Below are 20,027 nucleotides of genomic sequence, written 5' to 3' on the forward strand. Positions count from 1 at the left end.
GTGCCTCTCTACCGCGACGAGGCGATCGTGCTGCGCACCCACAAGCTGGGGGAGGCCGACCGCATCATCACCCTGCTGACCCGCCACCACGGGCGGGTGCGCGCCGTCGCCAAGGGCGTACGCCGGACCTCGTCGCGCTTCGGCTCCAGGCTGGAGCCCTTCACCCACGTGGACCTCCAGCTGGCCGAGGGGCGCAACCTCGACACGATCACGCAGGCGGAGACCAAGTCGGCCTTCTCCTCCGACCTGGGTGCCGACTACGAGCGCTACACCGCCGGCACCGCGATGCTCGAGACGGCCGAGCGGCTGGTCTCGGAGGAGAAGCAGCCCTCGCTCCAGCAGTTCCTGCTGCTGGTCGGTGGTCTGCGCGCGATGGCGGCCGGGGACCACCGTCCTGGGCAGATCCTCGACTCCTACCTGCTGCGCTCGCTCGCCGTCGCGGGCTACGCGCCGTCGTTCGACGCCTGCGCGCACTGCGGGCTCGAGGGACCGCACCGCTGGTTCAACCCCGCGCAGGGCGGGATGCTCTGCACGACGTGTCGCCTGCCCGGCTCGGCGAGCCCGTCGGCGTCGGCGATCGAGGTCATGGGCGCCCTGCTGGCCGGCGACTGGCCCGTGGTCGAGGCCGCCGAGACGCGCCCGCTGCGCGAGGCGAGCGGGCTGGTCTCGGCGTTCCTGCACTGGCACCTCGAACGAGGCCTGCGCTCGCTGGAGCACGTCGAGCGATAGCGTCGCCCCGTGAAGCGAGCCGTCCGCCAGCCCACCCCGCACCCCTCGGGCGCGCGTCCACCGGCGATCCCGAAGGACCTGGTGCCGAAGCACGTCGCGATCGTGATGGACGGCAACGGGCGCTGGGCCAAGGAGCGCGGGCTGCCGCGCACCAAGGGGCACGAGCAAGGCGAGAGCTCGCTCTTCGACGTCGTCGAGGGTGCGATCGAGATCGGCGTGAAGGCCGTCTCCGCCTACGCGTTCTCGACGGAGAACTGGTCGCGCTCGCCCGACGAGGTGAAGTTCCTCATGGGCTTCAACCGGGACGTGATCAGGCGTCGCCGCAACGAGATGCACGAGCTCGGGGTCCAGGTCCGCTGGGCCGGTCGCGCGCCGCGGCTGTGGAAGTCGGTCATCAAGGAGCTCCAGGTCGCCGAGGAGCTCACCCGGGACAACGACGTGCTGACCCTGACCATGTGCGTCAACTACGGGGGCCGCGCCGAGGTCGCCGACACCGCGCGGGCCATCGCCCGCGACGTCGCGGCGGGGCGGCTGAACCCGGAGAAGGTCGACGAGAAAACCTTCGCGCGCTACCTCTACGTGCCCGAGCAGTCCGACGCCGACCTGGTCTGGCGCACGTCGGGGGAGCAGCGCCTGTCCAACTTCATGCTCTGGCAGGCGGCCTACAGCGAGCTGGTGTTCACCGACATCCTCTGGCCCGACGTCGACCGGCGTGCGCTCTGGGACGCGATCGAGCTCTACGCCCGCCGCGACCGGCGCTACGGCGGCGCGCAGCCCAACCAGGTGTGAGCCCGCGGGGCCCGCTCAGTCGTCCGTGACATCGACGTCCTGCCCCACGATGACCGCGTCGACCCCCCGCAGCTCGGCCCTCACGCTGCTGCCGTCGTAGGGCGCGAGCGCCACCCACACGGCTCGCCCGCCCCAGCTCGGGTCGGTGAGCCGGGCGCCGCTGTAGACCTCCGAGCCGGCCGTCACCTCGAAGGCCGTCGCACCGGGTTGGTCGGGGATCGCCAGGAACACGAAGGGCTGGTCACGCCCGACCATGTCGTCGGCCAGGAAGAAGATGCCGCTGAGGTCGCGCAGGCCGCCCCGCGCGTCGCGGGAACCGGTGGGGCTCTGCGTGGTGATCGCCGAGCCCGGCTGGCCGCTGCTCCAGCAGAAGCGGGTGCCGCACGGGGCGACGTAGAGCGAGCGGTGGCGGGTCACGAGTCCGGAGTAGTCGTAGACCGAGCGGTCGTCGACGAGGATCGGGGTGAGTCCCCGGTCGCCCGTCGCCAGGGCGTTCTGCGGTGGGTGTGGCTCGGTGTCGCGGACCCCGAGACGCAGGCCGTCCGACGTCGGTGTCGCGGGGGAGCCGTTGCCGCACACGGTGGACTGCGACAGCACCCAGGTGTCGTCACGCCGGGTGTAGGTGGAGATGCTGCCCAGCGTCCCGTCGGCGTTGCCGAGGTAGAGGCGGGCGGTGTCGCCGTCCTCGTCGAAGCGCCACCGCGGTGCGCGGTTCTCCTTCGCCACCTGGGCCGGTGTCCGGTCCCGGAGGTCGGGGACGAACTCGTCCTGCGCGCCGGACAGGTCGACGGCCTGCTGCTCGGGACAGGTGAAGACGGTGTCGACCGGCCGGTCCGATGCCACGCGGTCGTCCCCGCCGAGCCGGTCGATGCCGAGCCCCACGCCGGCGACGGCCACCACGAGGGCTGCGGCACCCGCCGTGAGGACCACCGGCGTACGGCGGTGCGCGCGACGCGCCGGGAGTCGCTCGCGGGTCGCGGCGAGAAGCCGTCGCGCGTCCACGTCGAGGGCCTCGGCCTCGTGGCCCAGCGCCTCGGTCAGGCGATCCTCGATGCGGCTCATGACTCCTCCTCACCGAGGGCCGTCGCCAGTGCGGCGAGCCCCCGGGACACCTGGGACTTCACGGTGCCGGGACGGACACCCATGATCTCGGCGACCTGCTCGTGCGGCAGGTCCAGCCAGTAGCGCAGCACCAGCGCCTCCCGCTGGCGCCGTGGCAGTCGGGCCAGCTCGTCGACGACGGCTCGCCGGGACCCGTCGGGGCCGGGCTCGTCGGTCGCGACGGTCACGAGGTGCCGCTTGCGGTCGGCGGTCTGCTGGCGCCTGGCCCGCGAGCGCACCTCGTTGACCACGATCCGGTTGAGGTAGGGGATCGCGTCCTCGCCCGCGACGCGCGACCACGCGGCGTACAGCTTGACGAAGGCCTCCTGCACGACGTCCTCCGCGTCCCGCGCCCCCAACAGGTGCGCCAACCGGGTCAGACGCGCGGCGTGCCCGAGGAAGAGCGCGTCGAAGACGGCCTCGTCGGCCGCGGCACTCCGCCCGCGAGAGCGTGGGGTCACGACGGTCTCCATGCCCCTACCTACGCCGGGCCGGGGCGGAAGGTTGAGCGACTCCTCGATCAGCCGGCGCTGGCGCGCAGCAGCCAGGCAGCCTCGCGGACGGCGTCGGTGTCCTCCGCAGGATGGTCGACGACGTCCTGGGAGGTGACGGTGTCCTCGAGCCGGGTCGGCTCGGGCAGCATCGAGAAGCGATCGGGTCCCTGGGTCACGCTCACACCTCCTGGTGGCACCTCCTGGCGGCACTGCCCCCGAGCCTACGCCGGTCGCGGGACATCGGCCGAGATCACGGTCCGCGTGAAAATGTGCCTCCGTTCTGCGACCCTGGGGCCTCGTGCAGTGGAGGGGCAGGTCGATGTCGCGTCGGGAGAGCACGGTCGTCCACGGGGACCTGACCGCGACGTCCACAGCGGACTCCTTTGCCAGCCCCCGGATCGCCCAGTCGCTCCTGACGATCCTCTTCGCGCTCGACCTGGGTCTGCGCTTCGCCGGCGACGCCTCCAGCGGGCGGTGGCCCCAGGTGGGCGCCGGGATGCTGGCCGTCGTCACGCTCGCGACGTTCGTGACCCGCTGGGAGAAGCTGCCACCCGCCGCCCCGATCGTGGTCGCCGTCGTGGACATCGCCGTGATGGGGCTGACCCGCCTCGACGCCCAGGGTGGCGCCTCGGGGATCCTGCTGGTGCTCCCGGCCATCTACCTCGGCCGCTACCACGGCCGCCGTGGCGTGGCGGTGACCGTCGTGTCCGGGGTGCTGCTCCAAGCGGTGCCCGGCTTCCTCTACTTCGGCAACGACGGGCCCAACCTGTCGCGGACCCTGCTCACCCTGGCGGTCGCGGCGGTGGTCTCTCTCGCGATGGCGTCCGCGGTCAACCGGCTGGAGCACCAGCGCCGGGTCTCGGCCGCGATCGTCGACAGCGTCGACGTCGGGCTGGTCCTGATCGACGCCCGCGGCGTCTACCAGGCGATGAACCGTCGCCACCTCGACTTCATCGAGCTTGCCTACCCGGCCGGCCACCGCGGTCTGGCCGGCCAGCTGGGTCTGGTCTACGGGGCCGACGGGATGACGCTGGTCGCGCGGGAGGACATGCCGACCTTCCGTGCCGCTCAGGGCGAGGAGTTCGACGACCAGCGCATCTGGGTGGGTGACGACGAGATGACGCGCAGGGCCCTGTCGGTCTCGGCGCGCGTGGTGTGGGACGAGAACGACGAGTTCGCGGGTGCGGCGCTCGCCTACAAGGACGTCACCGACTTCATGCGCGCGCTGCAGGTCAAGGACCAGTTCGTCGCGTCGGTCTCCCACGAGCTGCGCACCCCGCTGACCTCGATCCACGGCTACGCACTGCTCCTGCTCGACCAGGAGGACCTGCCCGACCAGACGAGGGCGCACCTCTCGGTGATCAGCCGCAACACCGAGCGTCTCCAGCGGCTCGTCGACGACCTGCTGCACACCGCCCAGTTCGACGAGGACGGGCTCCACGTCGAGCGCTCCGACACCAACATCGCCGAGGTCGTCCGCGACGCGGTGCAGGCGGCCGAGCCGGCGGCCCGCGCCCACGGGGTGTCGCTCAGCGTCGACGCGCCGGCGTCGCTCGTCGTCCGCGTCGACCCGCAGCGCATCGCCCAGGTCGTCGACAACCTGGTCTCCAACGCGGTGAAGTACACCCCTTCCGGAGGTGACATCGCCGTGCGGGTGGGGATGGACGGCACCCGGGTCGAGATCTCCGTCAGCGACACCGGCGTGGGGATCGACGCCGCCGACCGGGACCGGTTGTTCACCCGCTTCTTCCGGGCGCGGCACGCCTCGGAGCGCGAGATCCAGGGCGTCGGCCTCGGGCTCAACATCACCCGCAGCATCGTCGAGGGCCACGGAGGCCGCATCGAGGTCGAGAGCGAGCCAGGGCGGGGGAGCATCTTCCGGGTCCGGCTGCCCGTGGGCGCCGGGGCACGTCCCGCCGACGAGGGGTGAGTCGCGCTCAGCGGCAGGCCGGGCAGGTCCCGAAGATCTCCAGCGTGTGGCTGACGTCGGCGAAGCCGTGCTCGTCGGCCATCGCCCGGGTCCAGCGCTCCACGGCCGGGCCCTCGACCTCGACGGTCGCCCCGCAGGAGCGGCAGACCAGATGGTGGTGGTGCGTGTCCGAGCAGCGTCGGTAGATCGCCTCGCCGTCCTCGGTGCGCAGCAGGTCGACCTCGCCGCCCTCCACCATCCGCTGGAGGCTGCGGTAGACCGTGGCCAGCCCGACCCGCTCGCCGCGCCGGCCCAGCAGCTCGTGGATCTCCTGGGCGGAGCGGAAGTCGTGGAAGGACGCCATCGCCTGGGCGACGGCGATCCGCTGCCGCGTGGGGCGCAGGATGGGCGTGCCGTCGGCGTCAGTGCTCGTCATAGTGCTCCCCGTGCGGTGCGTGCCGGTGGCCGCCGTGGACGTAGTCGACGTGGTCGCCGTGCGGGACGGCCACGTGGCCGCAGTCCGGGCCGTGGTCGTGGGGGTGCTCCCCGACCTCGTGGGAATCGGTCGGCGTCCCGGCGTCCGGAGGCAGCGCCGGGAAGGGTGTGCGCAGCAGCTGTCGGTGCCGCAGCCACGCGCCGAGCGGCCAGGTGATCACGAAGCCGAGCAGTGCGAGCAGCACGATCGTGGACCCTGGCGCCACCCGGGTGCCGGCAGGGGCGAGCGCCGAGAGCGAGAGACCACCCACCGACGCGAACGCGCCGAGCGCCATCGCCGCGAAGAGCGTCGCGCGGAACGACCTGGTCAGCTGCTGGGCGGTGGCCACGGGCACGACCATGAGCGCCGAGACGAGCAGCAGCCCGACGGTGCGCATGGCGATCGTGACGCTCACGGCGGCGAGGACGGCCACGAGCAGGTTGTAGGTGCGCACCTGCAGACCGGCGACCCGCGCGAAGTCCTGGTCCTGGGAGACGGCGAAGAGCTGGGGGGCCAGGCCGACGCCGACGAGGATGACCACGGCCGCGAAGGCCATCGTGAGGTAGACGTCGGCGACGGAGATCGTGGTGATGGACCCGAAGAGGTATTCCTGGAGGTTGGCCGCGCTCTGTCCGGCAAGCCCGGTCAGCAGCACGCCCCCGGCGAGGCCGCCGTAGAAGAGCAGGGCCAGGGCGACGTCGCCGTTGGTATGGCCGCGCTCACGGATGACCTCGATGAGGATCGCCCCGAGGATCGCGACGACGACGGCGGTCCAGGTCGGGGCGATCCCGGTGAGGAGCCCGAGGGCCACGCCGGTGACCGCCACGTGACCGATGCCGTCGCCCAGGAGGGCGAGGCGGCGCTGGACGATGTAGGTGCCGACCGCGGGCGCGGCCATGCCGGTGAACAACGCAGCCAGCAGGGCCCGTTGCATGAACTCGTAGGAGAACAGGTCGAGCATCAGCGTCCCTCCAGCGGGCTGGCGACGTGGGGGACGTGGTCGTGACGCGACCGGCTCCGGTCGTCGGCGCAGTGGTGGTGGGCGTGGGTCTCGCCGAAGCGGGGGTCGTGGACCTGGTGGTCGGCCAGGGGTGCGCCGTCGTAGGCGATGCGACCGTCGCGCATGACCACGGCGCGGGCCACCAGGTCGGCGAGCGGGCCGAGCTCGTGGGCGACCAGGACGATCGTGGCGCCGCGCGACTTCAGCTCGCCGAGGGCGGAGGTGAGGGCCAGCTGGTTGGGCAGGTCGACGCCGGCCGTGGGCTCGTCGAGGAACAGCAGCTCGGGCTCACCGGCCAGCGCGCGGGCGATCAGGACCCGCTGCTGCTGGCCTCCGGAGAGGTGCGAGATGCCGTCACGCGCGCGGTCGGCGAGACCGACGACCTCGAGGGCGTCCCTGATGGCCGTGCGATCCACGCGTGAGAGTGGACGCAGGAGGCGGCGGTGTGTCAGACGCCCCGAGGCGACGACCTCCCACACCGAGGCCGGCACGCCCGAGGTGGCGCCGGTGCGCTGCGGCACGTAGCCGATGCGCTGCCAGTCGTGGAAGCGCTCGAAGGGTGTGCCGTAGAGCTCCAACGATCCGGCGGTCAGGGGACGCAGCCCGGTCAGGGCCCGGATCAGGGTGGTCTTGCCGGAGCCGTTGGCGCCCATCAGGGCCACGAACTCGCCGGTCTCGACACGGAGGTCGATGCCACGCAGGACCGGGCGGCCGCCGATCGCGACCGCCCCGCCCGTGAGTGCGACAGGAGTCACGAGCACCCGTTGGCCTCCGCGAGCTCGGCGAGGTTGGACTCCATGAGGGAGAGGTAGTCCTGGTCGGCCGTCTCGTCGCTCAGGCCCTCGATCGGGTCGAGGACGGCGGTCGCGACCCCGACGTCGGAGGCCAGGGAGTCGGCGATCTTGGTGGTGCCGAGGCGCTCGGCGAAGACCGTGGTGATGCCGTCGCTGGTGATCAGGTCCTGGAGCCGGGCCAGGTCGGCCGGCGTGGGCTCCGCATCGGGGGAGAGTCCTGCGATCGGCTCCATGACGAGACCGTACTTGGTCAGGTAGCCGAAGGCGTCATGGCTCACCACGACCGTCTGGCGCTCGCAGCCGGACAGCGTCTCGCTGTAGCTCGCGTCGAGAGCCTCGAGGTCGGCGCGCAGGTCGTCGGCGTTGGCGGTGTAGGTCTCGGCGTTGTCCGGGTCGACCGCGGACAGGCTCTCGGCGACGGCGTCGCCGAGGTCGGCCATGCGCAGCGGGTCCTGCCAGAAGTGGGGGTCCAGGTCGCTGTGGCCGTGACCGTCGTCGGCGGTGTGCTCCTCGTCCCCGTGGTCGTCCCCGTGCTCGTCCCCGTGCTCGTCGGTGTCCTCGTCCTCCAGCGAGCGCAGGTCGACGACCTCGGCGGCGTCGACGACCTCGCCGGTGGCGTTGGCCTCGACGGAGGAGTCGACGGCCGGCTGGAAGCCGGTCTCGTGGACGACCACGTCGGCATCCACGATCTGGCCGGTGGCGCGCGGGTCGATGTCGAGGTCGTGCGGCTCGCCGCCGGGCTGGGTCAGGTTGGTGACGTCCGCGAGGTCGCCCGCGACCCGGCCGGCGACGTACTGCAGGGGATAGAACGCGGTGACGACCTGGACGCCGTCGCCGGTGTCGGCGCCGCCCTCGGACAGGGCCCCGCAACCGCTCAGGGCCAGTGCTGCGGTGAGCAGGAGCGCGGGGGTGCGGAGGTGCGGGCGACGTCGAAGCTTCATGAGAATCATTCTCAAGGGAATGAGAATCGTTGTCAACTCAGTTCCAGGGCTAGCCTGGGCCCCATGCTGGTGGTCAACAGGTTCCGTGTGCCCGAGAGCGACTGCGACGTCTTCCGGGTGGACCTCGAGACGGCCCGGCAGGTCCTGGCGACGCGCCCGGGCCACCTGGGCAGCCAGGTCGGTCGCAACCTCGACGACCCGACGCTCTGGGTGCTCACCACCACCTGGGAGAACGTCGGTGCCTACCGCCGCGCGCTGTCGTCCTACGACGTCAAGATGGGCGCCGTGCCGCTCCTCAGTCGAGCGGTGGAGGAGCCCAGCGCCTACGAGATCGTGGAGCCGGGGACCGTGCTCAACGTCGAGTCCACGCGATCGTTAGGCTGACCGCTCCAGGACCGGCAGCCAGCCGGCCGAGAAGCAGGAGCTCCCCAACGTGGCATCCAAGCCGGCAACCGCACTCGACCAGGTCGTCTCCCTCTGCAAGCGTCGCGGGTTCGTCTACCCGTGCGGCGAGATCTACGGCGGCACCAAGTCCGCCTGGGACTACGGCCCGCTCGGCGTGGAGCTGAAGGAGAACATCAAGCGTCAGTGGTGGAAGTCGATGGTGACCGCCCGCCAGGACGTCGTGGGTCTCGACTCCAGCGTCATCCTGCCGACCCGCACCTGGGAGGCCTCCGGCCACATCGGCACCTTCAGCGACCCGCTGACCGAGTGCCAGTCGTGCCACAAGCGCTACCGCGCCGACCACATGCAGGAGGACTACGCCTCCAAGAAGGGCATCGAGGACCCCGACACGGTCGACATCAAGGAGCTGGCCTGCCCCAACTGCGGCACCCGCGGCGCCTGGACCGAGCCCCGCCCGTTCAACATGATGCTCAAGACCTACCTCGGCGTCATCGAGGACGAGTCGGGCCTGCACTACCTGCGCCCCGAGACCGCGCAGGGCATCTTCCTCAACTTCGCCAACGTGGTCACGACCAGCCGGCAGAAGCCGCCGTTCGGCATCGCCCAGATGGGCAAGTCGTTCCGCAACGAGATCACCCCTGGCAACTTCATCTTCCGCACCCGCGAGTTCGAGCAGATGGAGATGGAGTACTTCGTCAAGCCCGGTGAGGACGAGGAGATCCACCAGTACTGGATCGACCAGCGCACCGCCTGGTACGTCGACCTCGGCATCGACCCCGACAACCTGCGCCACTTCGAGCACCCGGCCGAGAAGCTCAGCCACTACGCCAAGCGCACCGTCGACATCGAGTACCGCTTCGGCTTCTCCCAGCGCGGCTTCGAGGAGCTCGAGGGCATCGCCAACCGCACCGACTACGACCTGACGCAGCACAGCACGTTCTCCGGCAAGGACCTGTCCTACTTCGACCAGGCCAGCGGCGAGCGCTACGTGCCCTACGTCATCGAGCCCGCAGCCGGTCTCACGCGCTCCCTCATGGCCTTCCTCATCGACGCCTTCGACGTCGACGAGGCGCCCAACACCAAGGGCGGTGTCGACACCCGCACCGTGCTGCGCCTCGACCCGCGCCTGGCGCCGGTCAAGGTCGCGGTGCTGCCGCTGAGCCGCAACGCCGACCTGTCGCCCAAGGCGCGCGACCTGGCGACCGAGCTGCGCAAGCACTGGAACGTCGACTTCGACGACGCCGGCGCGATCGGCAAGCGCTACCGCCGCCAGGACGAGATCGGGACGCCCTACTGCGTCACCGTCGACTTCGACACGATCGACGACCAGGCGGTGACCGTGCGTCACCGCGACTCCATGGAGCAGGAGCGCATCGGTCTCGATCGCATCACGTCCTTCTTCGCGGAGCGATTCCTCGGTTGCTAGTCCGGCGCCCGGTGCACAATGTCGGGGTGAACCGGGTGCGGCGCCGTGCAGGCGTCTTCGTGAGTGTCCTTGCCCTGTCGACCGTCGCCTTCACGGGGTGCTCGGGCGACGCGGAGCCGGAGCCCGACGCGGCTCCGTCCCCGAGCGAGACCTCCGCGGCCCCGGGCTCGGCCTCGGCCACCGAGACGCCGTACCTCCCGGTGCCGGAGGGTGTCGAGCTCACCGCCCAGGGCACGGAGCTCGGCATCGGTGACGAGGCCGTCGTGGCCTACGAGCCGCGCCAGGACATCCTCGGCGTGCTCGGGATCACCGTGGACCGCATCGACAAGACCACGTTCGCGAAGTCCTTCGCGGGCTGGAAGCTGGACGCCGCGACCAAGGCGATGACGCCCTACTTCGTCCAGGCGACGGTCACCAACAATGGCGAGACCGACCTCGGCGGGCGTCCGGTGCCGCTCTACATCGTCGACTCCGCCGACACCCTGGTCGAGTCGTCGACGTTCAAGGGCACCTTCAAGCCCTGCCCGAGCAAGCCGTTCCCGAAGGTCTTCGGTGCCGGCAAGACGATGTCGACCTGCCTGGTCTACCTCGCGCCTGAGGGCACGACGCTCGAGGCCGTCAGCTTCCGCCCGACGCAGGAGTTCAACCCGATCACCTGGACCGGCAAGGTCACCGCGCCCCGGAAGGACAAGCCGAAGGGTGACAAGGGCGCCGGCGAGGGCAAGACTGGCGAGCGCTCGACCAAGGGCGGCACGCGCGCCGGCTGACCGGCGCCTTCCCAGGAGGACCACCGCATGGATCTCGTACGACGAACGCTCGCGGTGGTCTCCAGCCTCGCCGTCGGGCTCACGCTGGTCGCCGCATCGACAGCGACCGCTGCTGCCCGCGAGAGCGTCGACGCGGGCAGCCTCCCGACCGGGCCCCGGCCGGCTGTGGCCTACCTCGAGGGTCGCACCCTGCACCTGCCGTCGGGCAGCAACCAGGTGCTGCCCTTCCCGGCCTCCCACGCGGGCTCGCTCTCGCTGTTGGGCCCCAGCCCCCAGGGCTGGGTCGTGCTCGACCGCTTCGGTGGCTCCGCCCGCCTCTTCAAGGTCAAGAACGGCGCCAAGACGTCCTTCTGGCGCACCGGCGACCTGTCGGCCTACTCGTGGCGCCTCGGTGTCAACGGCAAGCGCGTGTTCCAGCTCTACACCGACCGCAGTGCCGTCTCCTCGGCCGTGGTCTTCGACCTCGCGGGTCGACGGGTGGCCTCGACGTCCTTCCCGGGCTACGCCACGCTGCTCGCCTTCACCGGCGACCGTGCCGTCGTGGTCGGCACCAAGACCTGGGACTGGCTGATCGGCTCGCCCAAGTCGGCGATCTCGGTCGACCGGGCTCCGGCCGCCGACATCCGCAAGAACATCCTCTTCCTGCCCGACGAGGCCGGGACCGGGGTCGGCCCCACGACGCTCGGCCTGCCCGACGCGCCGGAGTGGGTGGCGTCGTTCCAGCCGCGCGCGGTCTCGCCCGACGGCTCCTACGTGGTCGGGCTGAGCCCCAACGGCAAGAGCGTCCAGGTGCGCGACATGGTCGGCGGCTTCCTCGTGCGCAGCCTCACGATCCAGCACCGGTCGGGCTTCCCGTTGCTGTGGGAGAGCGACACCGCCGTCGTGCTGGGAGTGAAGACCGCCCAGGGGCGGGCGCTGGTCCGCTGCAAGGTGACCGGGCCATGCAAGCGCGCCACCCCCTTCTCCGCCGGGGCGCGCCCGATCACCGTCTCCTTCCAGCCCCACTACTTCGGCGACTGAGGTCGGCGCCCGAGGTGGGGCCGGGGAGTTTTGGAGGGTCGCCGGGTCGGCGGCGAGAATGACGCCATGCCCGCAGCGCCCGTCCTCCCCTCGTCCCTGACCCTCGGGTCCGTGACCGTCGACACCCCGGTGGTGCTGGCGCCGATGGCCGGGATCACCAACGCCGCCTACCGGCGTCTGTGCGCCGAGCAGGGCGCCGGCCTCTACGTCTGCGAGATGATCACCTCGCGCGGTCTCGTCGAGCGCGACGAGCACACCCTCGACATGCTGGTCTTCGACGAGCTCGAGACCACCCGCTCGGTCCAGCTCTACGGCACCGACCCGGTCTACGTCGGGAAGGCCGCCGAGATCCTCTGCGGCGAGTTCGGCGTGGCCCACATCGACCTCAACTTCGGCTGCCCCGTCCCCAAGGTCACCCGCAAGGGCGGGGGAGGGGCCCTGCCGTGGAAGCGGGGGCTGCTCGGCCAGATCCTCGAGGCCGCGGTCGCCGCCGCGACCCCCTACGACGTCCCGGTCACCATGAAGACCCGCAAGGGCATCGACGACGACCACCTGACCTACCTCGACGCCGGCCGGATCGCCCAGGAGACCGGGGTCGCGGCGATCGCGCTGCACGGGCGCACGGTCGCGCAGGCCTACTCCGGCCAGGCCGACTGGGACGCGATCGGCGCCCTCGTCGAGCACGTCGACATCCCGGTCCTCGGCAACGGCGACATCTGGGAGGCCGCCGACGCGCTGCGCATGGTCGAGCAGACCGGTGTCGCCGGGGTGGTCGTCGGCCGTGGGTGCCTGGGTCGGCCCTGGCTCTTCCGCGACCTCGCCGCCGCCTTCGCCGGCGAGCAGGTGGCGACCCTGCCGACGCTCGGCGAGGTCTCCGCGATGATGCGTCGGCACGCCGAGCTCCTGTGCCAGCACATGGGGGAGGAGCGGGGGTGCAAGGAGTTCCGCAAGCACGTCTCGTGGTACCTCAAGGGCTTCGCCGCGGGTGGTCACATGCGCCGCTCGCTGGCGCTCGTCGAGACGCTCGCCAGCCTCGAAGCGCTCCTGGTCGAGCTCGACCCGGACGAGGCGTTCCCGGTCGCCGAGCTCGGCTCTCCGCGCGGTCGCCAGGGGTCGCCCCGCGACCGTGTGGTGCTGCCCGAGGGGTGGCTCGACGACGCCGACGGAGCCGGCTCGCACGTCCGTGAGGATGCCTCCGAGACCACCGGCGGATGACTCCCGGGTGAGCGCCGGGTGACTGGGAACACCCCGTAAATCCTTGTCCGGGATGAGGACAGGCCCCCGGGACTGTGCTTCACTCGATCTTCGTGCCTGCCGCTCACCCTGCGGCGGGCACCCGTCTTGTCCTCAACAGCAAAGGATCAGCGCTGTGGCAGATCATCGCCACAAGCGGGACACCAATGCCCGCCGCAAGCCCCGTGCCGTCGTCATCGCCGGCCCCCTCGCCTTCCTGGCGACCGCCTCCGCAGTGACCCTGGGAGTCCTCACCAGCGAGCCCGCGAGCAGCGACCTGCCGGCCGCCGCAGCCGCCCCCTCGAGCGCGCCGAGCGCCTCGGAGTCGGCAGACCTGGCCCTGGACGCCGACCGTCGCAGCCGCACGGTCAGCCGCGGCGCCTCCCGCGGCGAGCTCACCAGCCTCCTGTCCAAGTCGGAGATGGTGATGTCGCAGGAGTCCACGCGCAAGGCGATCAAGAACGCCGACCGCCGCCTGTGGACGACCACGACCCTCAACCTTTGGGACGAGCCGGGCAAGAAGGCGCGCCAGGTGGGGGAGATCGAGGCCGGCGAGAAGGTCCTGGTGACGGGTCGCGAGCTCTACGGTCGCGACGAGATCGTCGTCGACGGCACGTCGCGCTGGGTCACCACCGGCTACCTCTCGGCCGAGGAGCCCGCCACCCTCGGCGGCGCCTGCACCAACGGCACCTCCGTGCCCAGCGGCGTCAGCCCCAACATCGTGGCCGTCCACGCGGCGGTCTGCGCCAACTTCCCCGAGATCACCACCTACGGCACCTTCCGCAGCGACGGTGAGCACAGCCAGGGTCTGGCCGTCGACATCATGGTGTCCGGCGACCGGGGCTGGGAAGTCGCCGAGTTCGTCCGCGAGAACTACGAGGCCCTCGGCGTCAGCTACCTGATCTACTCCCAGCAGATCTGGTCCGTCGAGCGTGCCGGCGAGGGTTGGCGTGGCATGGAGGACCGTGGCTCCACCACGGCCAACCACTACGACCACGTGCACGTCACGACCTACTGACACCCCGGCGCGGTCTGCCGCGAGGCGGTCCGTGCCACACTGCGGCATGCCTCGGCCACGCGTGCTCGCCATCATCCAGGCCGGCGGCGCCGGTGGCCGGATGGACGTCCTGACCCGGGAGCGGGCCAAGCCCGCGCTCCCGTTCGCCGGGGTGTTCCAGCTGGTCGACCTCCCGCTGTCCAACCTGACCCACAGCGGCATCAGCGACGTGTGGCTGTCCGTGCAGTTCCAGGGCTCGACGCTCGAGGAGCAGGTGGCCAACGGTCGACCGTGGGACCTCGACCGCACGCGGGGCGGGCTGCGCCTGCTGATGCCCGAGGAGGGCACCGGCAGCCTCGACGAGGAGGGCTTCGCCCGCGGCAACGCCGACGAGCTGTTCCGCATCCGTGACCAGGTCGCGGGCTTCGCGCCCGACGTCCTGCTGGTCATGAGCGCCGACCACGTCTACCACCTCGACTACAACGACGTGGTGGACGCGCACCTCGAGGGTGGCGCCGAGTGCACGATCGTCACGACCGAGGTGCCGGTCAGCGAGGCGGGCGACCACGCGGTCGTCGAGGTCGGCGACGGCGGGCGGGTGACCGGGTTCGCCTACAAGCCCGAGGAGCCGGAGACCGGCACCATCGCCACCGAGGTCTTCGCCTACGACCCCGTCGTGCTGGTCGAGGTCCTCGAGGAGCTGCACCGCGAGCTCTCGGCCGACAGCGAGGCGGGGGACACCGGGCTGGAGGACTTCGGCGACCACCTGCTCCCGCGCCTCGTCGGGCGCGGCCGCACCATCGCCCACCCGCTCGACGGCTACTGGCGCGACCTCGGGCAGCCTCACCTCTACCTGCGGGCACACCAGGACTTCCTGGTCGACGACCACGACGTGCTCGGGCGTGCGGACTGGCCGGTCCTCACCCGTCAGCCGGCCCGGGCACCGGCCCGGTTGCTCGAGGGCGCTGACGTCGTCGACAGCCTCCTGAGCAACGGCTCCACCGTCGCCGGCGTCGTACGCCGCAGCGTGCTGGGGCCCGACGTCGTCGTCGAGGCCGGGGCCGAGGTGCACGACAGCGTCGTCTTCGCGCGCACCGTCGTGCGGGCCGGCGCAGAGGTGCACTGGAGCATCGTGGACAGCGACTGCGAGGTCGGCCCCGACGCCCGCGTGGGCGAGTCGGGAGTCGACGGCACGGAGGACTCCGACGTCGTCACCCTGGTCGGCCGGGGCTCGACCGTCGGCGAGGGGGCGGTGCTGCAGGCCGGCAGCCGCCTCGAGCCCGGCACCACCGCCTGAGCCCGGGGGCGCGTCGGTCTAGGCTCGCGCCGATGGATCCCCTCGACCTCTACGACGCCACGGCGCGCGAGCGCGTCGTGGACGAGCCGCCCAAGCGGGTGGACGCCCCGGTGCGCACACCGTTCGAGCGCGACCGCGCCCGAGTGGTCCACGCGGCCGCGTCGCGACGCCTGGCCGCCAAGACCCAGGTGGTCGGCCCGCAGAGCGACGACTTCACGCGCAACCGGCTCACCCACAGCCTCGAGGTGGCCCAGGTCGCGCGCGACCTCTCGCGTGCACTCGGCAGCCTGCCCGACATCGCCGAGACCGCGGCGCTCGCCCACGACCTCGGCCACCCGCCGTTCGGCCACAACGGTGAGCGGGTGCTCGCCGACCTCAGCGACGCCTGTGGCGGTTTCGAGGGCAACGCGCAGACGTTGCGCATCCTGAGCCGCCTGGAGTCCAAGACCTTCGACGCCGACGGTCGTTCGGTCGGGCTCAACCTGACCCGCGCCACCCTCGACGCCTGCACCAAGTACCCCTGGCACCGCGGTGGCGGTCCCGATCCCCTCAAGTTCGGCGTCTACGCCGACGACGACGCCGTCTTCACGTGGCTGCGCAGAGGTGCAGCCATGGACGCAGGCGGAGTCCGGCAGTGCCTCGAGGCGCAGATCATGGACCTCGCCGACGACGTCGCCTACTCCGTCCACGACGTCGAGGACGGCACGGTCGCCGGACGCATCGACCTGACCGCGATGGACCTGCCGGCCGTGTGGGCGACGGTCCGCGACTGGTACCTCCCCGACGCCCGCGACGACGAGCTGGACGACGTGCTGGCCGGCCTGCGCACGCAGGGCAGCTGGCCGACGACGCCCTACGACGGGAGCAGGCGCAGCCTGGCCGCCCTCAAGAACCTCACGAGCGACCTGATCGGTCGCTTCTGCGGCGCGGCGCAGCACGCCACCTTCGCCGCTGGGGCGGGCCCGTTCGTCCGCTATGAGGGGGCCCTCGTGGTGCCGCAGCGCACGCTGCTCGAGATGGCCGTGCTCAAGGGCATCGCGGCCCACTACGTCATGCAGGCCGAGGACCGGTTGGCGGCGATGGCCCGTGAGCGGGAGCTGATGATGGAGCTCGTCGCCATCCTCGTCCACCGCGCGCCGCACGAGCTGGAGCGGCCCTTCGTCGATGACTTCGAGGCCGCCGCCGACGATGCGGCCCGGTTGCGCGTGGTCGTCGACCAGGTCGCCTCCCTGACCGACGCCAGCGCCGTCGCCTGGCACACCCGCCTGCGCAGGAGGCGTTCGTGAGCGCGCCACTGGTCTGGCTGCCCTTCGACCCCGCCGACCTGGGCGATCCTCCGGAAGGGCTGCGCTACGAGGTGGTCGATCCGACCCGCGAGGTCCCCGCCTCGGTGGGGGAGGTGTCGTTCTACGTCCCGCCCTACCGCCTGGACCCCTCGGTCGCCGCGGTGCTGCCGCGGATGACCTCGTTGGAGGTCGTGCAGACGCTCACCGCCGGCGTCGACAACGTCCGCCCGCACCTGCCCGAGGGGGTCCGACTGTGCAGCGGCCGCGGCATCCACGACGCGTCCACGGCCGAGCTCACCCTCACGCTGCTCCTCGCGTCGCTGCGCGGCGTGCCCGACTTCGTGCGCGCGCAGGACCGTCACGCGTGGGCGCCGGAGTGGCGACCGGCGCTCGCCGACCGGCACGTGCTGCTGGTCGGCCACGGCGCGATCGGGCAGGCGATCGAGGCACGGCTGCTGCCCTTCGAGGTCACGGTCACCAAGGTGGCGCGCACCGCCCGGGGCGACGTGCGGGCCATCGCGGACCTGCCCTCCCTGCTGCCCGACGCCGACGTGGTGATCCTGATCGTGCCGCTCACCGAGAGCACGCGCAGGCTCGTCGACGCCGCGTTCCTCGCCGCGATGAAGGACGGCGCGCTCCTGGTCAACATGGCCCGCGGCGCGGTCGTCGTCACCGACGACCTCGTGGCAGCCCTCCACTCCGGGCGCATCACCGCAGCCGTCGACGTCGTCGACCCCGAGCCTCTGCCGGCCGACAGCCCGCTCTGGGACGCCCCCGGCCTGCTCGTGTCGCCGCACGTCGGTGGTGCGAGCAGCGCCATGTGGCCCCGGGCCCATCGGCTGGTCCGCGACCAGCTGCACCGCTACGCCGCGGGGGAGCCCCTGTGGAACGTCCTGTCCGCCGACCGATGACCTCGCCGTAGGATCGACCCGTGGCAGGCCGGATCCGCGAGGACGACATCGCTGAAGTGCGCGAGAAGGCTCGCATCGACGACATCGTGTCGTCCTACGTCACGCTCCGCAACGCCGGCGGCGGCTCGATGAAGGGGTTGTGTCCCTTCCACGACGAGAAGTCGCCGTCGTTCCACGTCACGCCGAGCCGGGGATTCTTCCACTGTTTCGGCTGCCAGGAAGGCGGCGACGTCATCACCTTCCTGATGAAGATCGACGGCCTCACCTTCTCCGAGTCCGTCGAGCGGTTGGCCGACAAGGTCGGCGTCCAGCTGCGCCGCGAGGACGGCGACGTGCGCGAGGAGCGGCCCAAGGGTCCGCCGCGCGCGCGGCTCATCGAGGCCAACAAGGTGGCCCAGGCGTTCTACGCCGAGCAGCTGCTGACCCCCGACTCCGCGGCCGGGCGCCAGTTCCTCCAGGAGCGCGGCTTCGACCAGGCAGCCGCCGAGCGCTTCGGCATGGGGTTCGCGCCGCGCGACGGCGAGGCGATCCTGTCCCACCTGCGGGGCAAGGGCTTCAGCCAGGACGAGATGGTCTCGGTGGGACTGGTCGCGATCGGCCGGTCCGCCTACGACCGCTTCCGCGGTCGGCTGCTGTGGCCGATCCGCGACGCGACCGGCGACACCATCGGCTTCGGCGCCCGACGGATCTTCGACGACGACAAGATCGACGCCAAATACCTCAACACCCCCGAGACCCCGCTCTACAAGAAGAGCCAGGTCCTCTACGGCATCGACCTCGCCCGCCGCGAGATCGCCCGGTCGTCCCAGGCCGTCGTGGTCGAGGGCTACACCGACGTCATGGCCTGCCACCTCGCCGGCGTCGGCACCGCGGTGGCCTCCTGCGGCACGGCGTTCGGCGAAGAGCACACACGGGTCCTCCGCCGCTTCCTGCACGACCACGAGGAGTTCCGCGGCGAGGTCATCTTCACCTTCGACGGCGACCAGGCGGGGCAGAACGCCGCGCTCAAGACCTTCGCCGGCGACCAGAACTTCGTCTCCCAGACCTACGTCGCCGTCGAGCCCGACGGCCTCGACCCGTGCGACGTGCGCATCAAGAAGGGCGACGCCGCTGTGCGCGAGCTCGTCGCCCGCCGCGTGCCGCTCTACCGGTTCGTGCTGACCAACGTGGTCGGCAAGTACGACCTCGACCGCGCCGACGGTCGGGTCGACGCGCTGCGCGAGAGCGCCAAGCTCGTCTCCAGCATCCGCGACAAGTCGAAGGTCGACGCGTTCGCCCGGGAGATCGCCGGGATGATCGGCATCGACATGGAGGAGGCCCGCGCGGAGGTACGCCGTGCGGCCAACCGGCCAGCGCGCCAGGACGACCGGAGCAACGGATCACGCCGCCCCGAGCAGGCACCGCCGACCGAGACTCCGGCTGCGGCCCCCCGTGCCGCCGTGCCCGACCTCCGCGACCCGCGCTTCACCATCGAGCGCGAGACCCTCAAGCTCGTCATCCAGCATCCGATGGCCATCGGACGCACGACCACCGACATCGGGCCCAACGACTTCACCCACCCGACCTACCGCGGCGTCTGGGAGCTCGTCGAGGCAGCGGGCGGCCTGGCTGCAGGCTCGTCCGACCCGGGCTGGTCGACGCGGCTGCGCGACGCGGCCACCGACCCGGCGGTCTCCTCGGCCATCAGCGCGCTCGGCGTCGAGCCCCTGATGCGCGAGCCCGATGCCGCCTACGTCGGCCTCTACGTCTTCAAGCTCCTCGAGCTCACGGCCCAGCGCCGCATCGCCGAGGTCAAGTCGCGACTGCAGCGCACCAACCCGGTCGAGCACCCGGCCGACTACAACAAGATGTTCGGTGAGCTCGCCGCCCTGGAGCAGCACCGCCGCACGCTGCGAGACCGCATGACGGGGTCCCCGTGAGGCCGGCCCTGCGCTGGCGTCGAGAGCGACCCGATCTCCAGGTGCGTCCCGGGGAGCAGGTCCTGGCGTGGGCCACCGACGCCACCGGTGAGGTCGTGGGGGGCACCCGCGACGCGCTCTACGTCCCGGCCGCCGACGGTGCCCGGATCCCGTGGGAGGAGGTCGAGGCCGCCGACTGGGACCTCGACACCTCCACCCTGACCGTCCGCGAGGTGGGCTCGTGGGGACTCACGCGACCCGAGCACCAGATCACGATCGCGGAGCCCGGTCGACTCCTCGAGCTGGTCCGCGAGCGGGTGACGGCCAGCATCGTCCTCCAGCGTCACGTGGCCGTGACCGGCCGACGCGGCGTGCGCGTCATCGCCCGACGGGCACCGCACGGCCGCACCGACCTCTCCTGGTTCTTCGAGTACGACGAGGGGATCGACCCCGAGGACCCGTCCGTGCAGGCGTCGGCCGAGGCGGCGCTGGCGGCCGCCCAGAGCGAGGTCGAGCCCGGCTGAGCGCTGTGGCGGAGCCCGATTTCGACACCGG

At 71.7% G+C, this 20,027-nt stretch carries 21 protein-coding genes; 14 read left to right on the top strand and 7 right to left on the bottom strand.

What is annotated here, in order from left to right; genetic code table 11:
* The gene (gene recO, locus AAG827_RS07710) at positions 1-729 is read left to right on the top strand and encodes a DNA repair protein RecO (RefSeq protein ID WP_341925310.1); all 729 of its coding nucleotides are present in this window, start codon (positions 1-3) and stop codon (positions 727-729) included.
* Positions 730-738: 9 nt separating this feature from the next.
* Positions 739-1,518: an isoprenyl transferase gene (locus AAG827_RS07715; protein ID WP_341925311.1), complete on the top strand. Its 780-nt coding sequence runs from the start codon at positions 739-741 to the stop codon at positions 1,516-1,518.
* 15 nt (positions 1,519-1,533) lie between these two features.
* Here AAG827_RS07715 and AAG827_RS07720 read toward each other — a convergent pair whose 3' ends face one another.
* The 3 genes from AAG827_RS07720 to AAG827_RS07730 are packed head-to-tail and all read right to left on the bottom strand — an operon-like array spanning position 1,534 to position 3,289.
* Positions 1,534-2,580 (bottom strand): hypothetical protein, encoded by a 1,047-nt coding sequence (locus AAG827_RS07720; protein ID WP_341925312.1) that lies wholly within the window; start codon positions 2,578-2,580, stop codon positions 1,534-1,536.
* The gene (locus AAG827_RS07725; protein ID WP_341925314.1) at positions 2,577-3,080 is read right to left on the bottom strand and encodes a sigma-70 family RNA polymerase sigma factor; all 504 of its coding nucleotides are present in this window, start codon (positions 3,078-3,080) and stop codon (positions 2,577-2,579) included. Before AAG827_RS07725 ends, AAG827_RS07720 begins: the two co-directional genes overlap by 4 nt.
* A 59-nt stretch (positions 3,081-3,139) precedes the next feature.
* Positions 3,140-3,289 carry a hypothetical protein gene (locus AAG827_RS07730; protein WP_341925315.1) on the bottom strand — a complete coding sequence of 50 codons (150 nt, stop codon included), beginning with the start codon at positions 3,287-3,289 and terminating at the stop codon, positions 3,140-3,142.
* A gap of 143 nt (positions 3,290-3,432) precedes the next feature.
* Between AAG827_RS07730 and AAG827_RS07735 the strand changes: the two genes are divergently transcribed.
* Entirely contained in the window at positions 3,433-5,043 is a 1,611-nt protein-coding gene (locus AAG827_RS07735) for an ATP-binding protein (RefSeq protein WP_341925316.1), read from the top strand.
* Positions 5,044-5,050: 7 nt separating this feature from the next.
* Here the strand turns inward: AAG827_RS07735 and AAG827_RS07740 are convergent, their stop codons facing one another.
* Genes AAG827_RS07740 through AAG827_RS07755 form a run of 4 tightly spaced genes read right to left on the bottom strand, consistent with a single transcriptional unit; the run spans position 5,051 to position 8,232 of the window.
* The gene (locus AAG827_RS07740; protein ID WP_341925317.1) at positions 5,051-5,458 is read right to left on the bottom strand and encodes a Fur family transcriptional regulator; all 408 of its coding nucleotides are present in this window, start codon (positions 5,456-5,458) and stop codon (positions 5,051-5,053) included.
* The gene (locus tag AAG827_RS07745) at positions 5,445-6,458 is read right to left on the bottom strand and encodes a metal ABC transporter permease (protein WP_341925318.1); all 1,014 of its coding nucleotides are present in this window, start codon (positions 6,456-6,458) and stop codon (positions 5,445-5,447) included. The genes AAG827_RS07740 and AAG827_RS07745 overlap by 14 nt, the downstream gene beginning before the upstream one ends.
* Positions 6,458-7,252, bottom strand: a complete 795-nt coding sequence (locus tag AAG827_RS07750) for an ABC transporter ATP-binding protein (RefSeq protein ID WP_341925320.1) — start codon at positions 7,250-7,252, stop codon at positions 6,458-6,460. The genes AAG827_RS07745 and AAG827_RS07750 overlap by 1 nt, the downstream gene beginning before the upstream one ends.
* Positions 7,249-8,232: a zinc ABC transporter substrate-binding protein gene (locus AAG827_RS07755; protein WP_341925321.1), complete on the bottom strand. Its 984-nt coding sequence runs from the start codon at positions 8,230-8,232 to the stop codon at positions 7,249-7,251. The genes AAG827_RS07750 and AAG827_RS07755 overlap by 4 nt, the downstream gene beginning before the upstream one ends.
* A 63-nt stretch (positions 8,233-8,295) precedes the next feature.
* On the opposite strand from AAG827_RS07755, the gene AAG827_RS07760 reads away from it, so the two are divergent.
* The 11 genes from AAG827_RS07760 (at position 8,296) to AAG827_RS07810 (ending at position 19,996) form a co-directional block, all read left to right on the top strand.
* Positions 8,296-8,616, top strand: a complete 321-nt coding sequence (locus tag AAG827_RS07760) for an antibiotic biosynthesis monooxygenase family protein (protein WP_341925322.1) — start codon at positions 8,296-8,298, stop codon at positions 8,614-8,616.
* A 49-nt stretch (positions 8,617-8,665) separates the two neighbouring features.
* Positions 8,666-10,063: a glycine--tRNA ligase gene (locus AAG827_RS07765; protein WP_341925323.1), complete on the top strand. Its 1,398-nt coding sequence runs from the start codon at positions 8,666-8,668 to the stop codon at positions 10,061-10,063.
* Between the two features lie 59 nt (positions 10,064-10,122).
* Positions 10,123-10,830 carry a hypothetical protein gene (locus tag AAG827_RS07770; protein ID WP_341925325.1) on the top strand — a complete coding sequence of 236 codons (708 nt, stop codon included), beginning with the start codon at positions 10,123-10,125 and terminating at the stop codon, positions 10,828-10,830.
* Positions 10,831-10,857: 27 nt separating this feature from the next.
* On the top strand, positions 10,858-11,850 hold the full coding sequence (locus AAG827_RS07775) for a hypothetical protein (protein WP_341925326.1): 993 nt from the start codon (positions 10,858-10,860) through the stop codon (positions 11,848-11,850).
* A gap of 66 nt (positions 11,851-11,916) precedes the next feature.
* Complete coding sequence (gene dusB / locus AAG827_RS07780) at positions 11,917-13,065, top strand: tRNA dihydrouridine synthase DusB (RefSeq protein WP_341925328.1); 1,149 nt, start codon at positions 11,917-11,919, stop codon at positions 13,063-13,065.
* 154 nt (positions 13,066-13,219) lie between these two features.
* Positions 13,220-14,101 (top strand): mucin-2 protein, encoded by an 882-nt coding sequence (locus tag AAG827_RS07785; RefSeq protein WP_341925330.1) that lies wholly within the window; start codon positions 13,220-13,222, stop codon positions 14,099-14,101.
* A 46-nt stretch (positions 14,102-14,147) separates the two neighbouring features.
* Positions 14,148-15,377 carry a sugar phosphate nucleotidyltransferase gene (locus AAG827_RS07790; RefSeq protein WP_341925332.1) on the top strand — a complete coding sequence of 410 codons (1,230 nt, stop codon included), beginning with the start codon at positions 14,148-14,150 and terminating at the stop codon, positions 15,375-15,377.
* 32 nt (positions 15,378-15,409) lie between these two features.
* Complete coding sequence (locus AAG827_RS07795) at positions 15,410-16,663, top strand: deoxyguanosinetriphosphate triphosphohydrolase (RefSeq protein WP_341925333.1); 1,254 nt, start codon at positions 15,410-15,412, stop codon at positions 16,661-16,663.
* Entirely contained in the window at positions 16,660-17,574 is a 915-nt protein-coding gene (locus AAG827_RS07800) for a 2-hydroxyacid dehydrogenase (protein ID WP_341925334.1), read from the top strand. The genes AAG827_RS07795 and AAG827_RS07800 overlap by 4 nt, the downstream gene beginning before the upstream one ends.
* 20 nt (positions 17,575-17,594) lie before the next feature.
* On the top strand, positions 17,595-19,493 hold the full coding sequence (gene dnaG / locus AAG827_RS07805; protein ID WP_341925335.1) for a DNA primase: 1,899 nt from the start codon (positions 17,595-17,597) through the stop codon (positions 19,491-19,493).
* Positions 19,490-19,996, top strand: coding sequence for a hypothetical protein (locus AAG827_RS07810; protein WP_341925336.1), 507 nt, complete (start codon positions 19,490-19,492; stop codon positions 19,994-19,996). Before dnaG ends, AAG827_RS07810 begins: the two co-directional genes overlap by 4 nt.
* The last annotated feature ends 31 nt before the right edge of the window (positions 19,997-20,027 follow it).

Source organism: Nocardioides psychrotolerans (assembly GCF_943371775.1).
GTDB lineage: Bacteria > Actinomycetota > Actinomycetes > Propionibacteriales > Nocardioidaceae > Nocardioides > Nocardioides psychrotolerans_A.

Coding starts and splice junctions, on each gene's coding strand:
- AAG827_RS07760 (WP_341925322.1), top strand. CDS start 8,296: ATGCTGGTGGTCAACAGGTTCCGTGTGCCCGAGAGCGACTGCGACGTC.
- dusB (WP_341925328.1), top strand. CDS start 11,917: ATGCCCGCAGCGCCCGTCCTCCCCTCGTCCCTGACCCTCGGGTCCGTG.
- AAG827_RS07790 (WP_341925332.1), top strand. CDS start 14,148: ATGCCTCGGCCACGCGTGCTCGCCATCATCCAGGCCGGCGGCGCCGGT.
- AAG827_RS07755 (WP_341925321.1), bottom strand. CDS start 8,232: ATGAAGCTTCGACGTCGCCCGCACCTCCGCACCCCCGCGCTCCTGCTC.
- AAG827_RS07735 (WP_341925316.1), top strand. CDS start 3,433: ATGTCGCGTCGGGAGAGCACGGTCGTCCACGGGGACCTGACCGCGACG.
- AAG827_RS07720 (WP_341925312.1), bottom strand. CDS start 2,580: ATGAGCCGCATCGAGGATCGCCTGACCGAGGCGCTGGGCCACGAGGCC.
- AAG827_RS07795 (WP_341925333.1), top strand. CDS start 15,410: ATGGATCCCCTCGACCTCTACGACGCCACGGCGCGCGAGCGCGTCGTG.
- AAG827_RS07745 (WP_341925318.1), bottom strand. CDS start 6,458: ATGCTCGACCTGTTCTCCTACGAGTTCATGCAACGGGCCCTGCTGGCT.
- AAG827_RS07775 (WP_341925326.1), top strand. CDS start 10,858: ATGGATCTCGTACGACGAACGCTCGCGGTGGTCTCCAGCCTCGCCGTC.
- AAG827_RS07740 (WP_341925317.1), bottom strand. CDS start 5,458: ATGACGAGCACTGACGCCGACGGCACGCCCATCCTGCGCCCCACGCGG.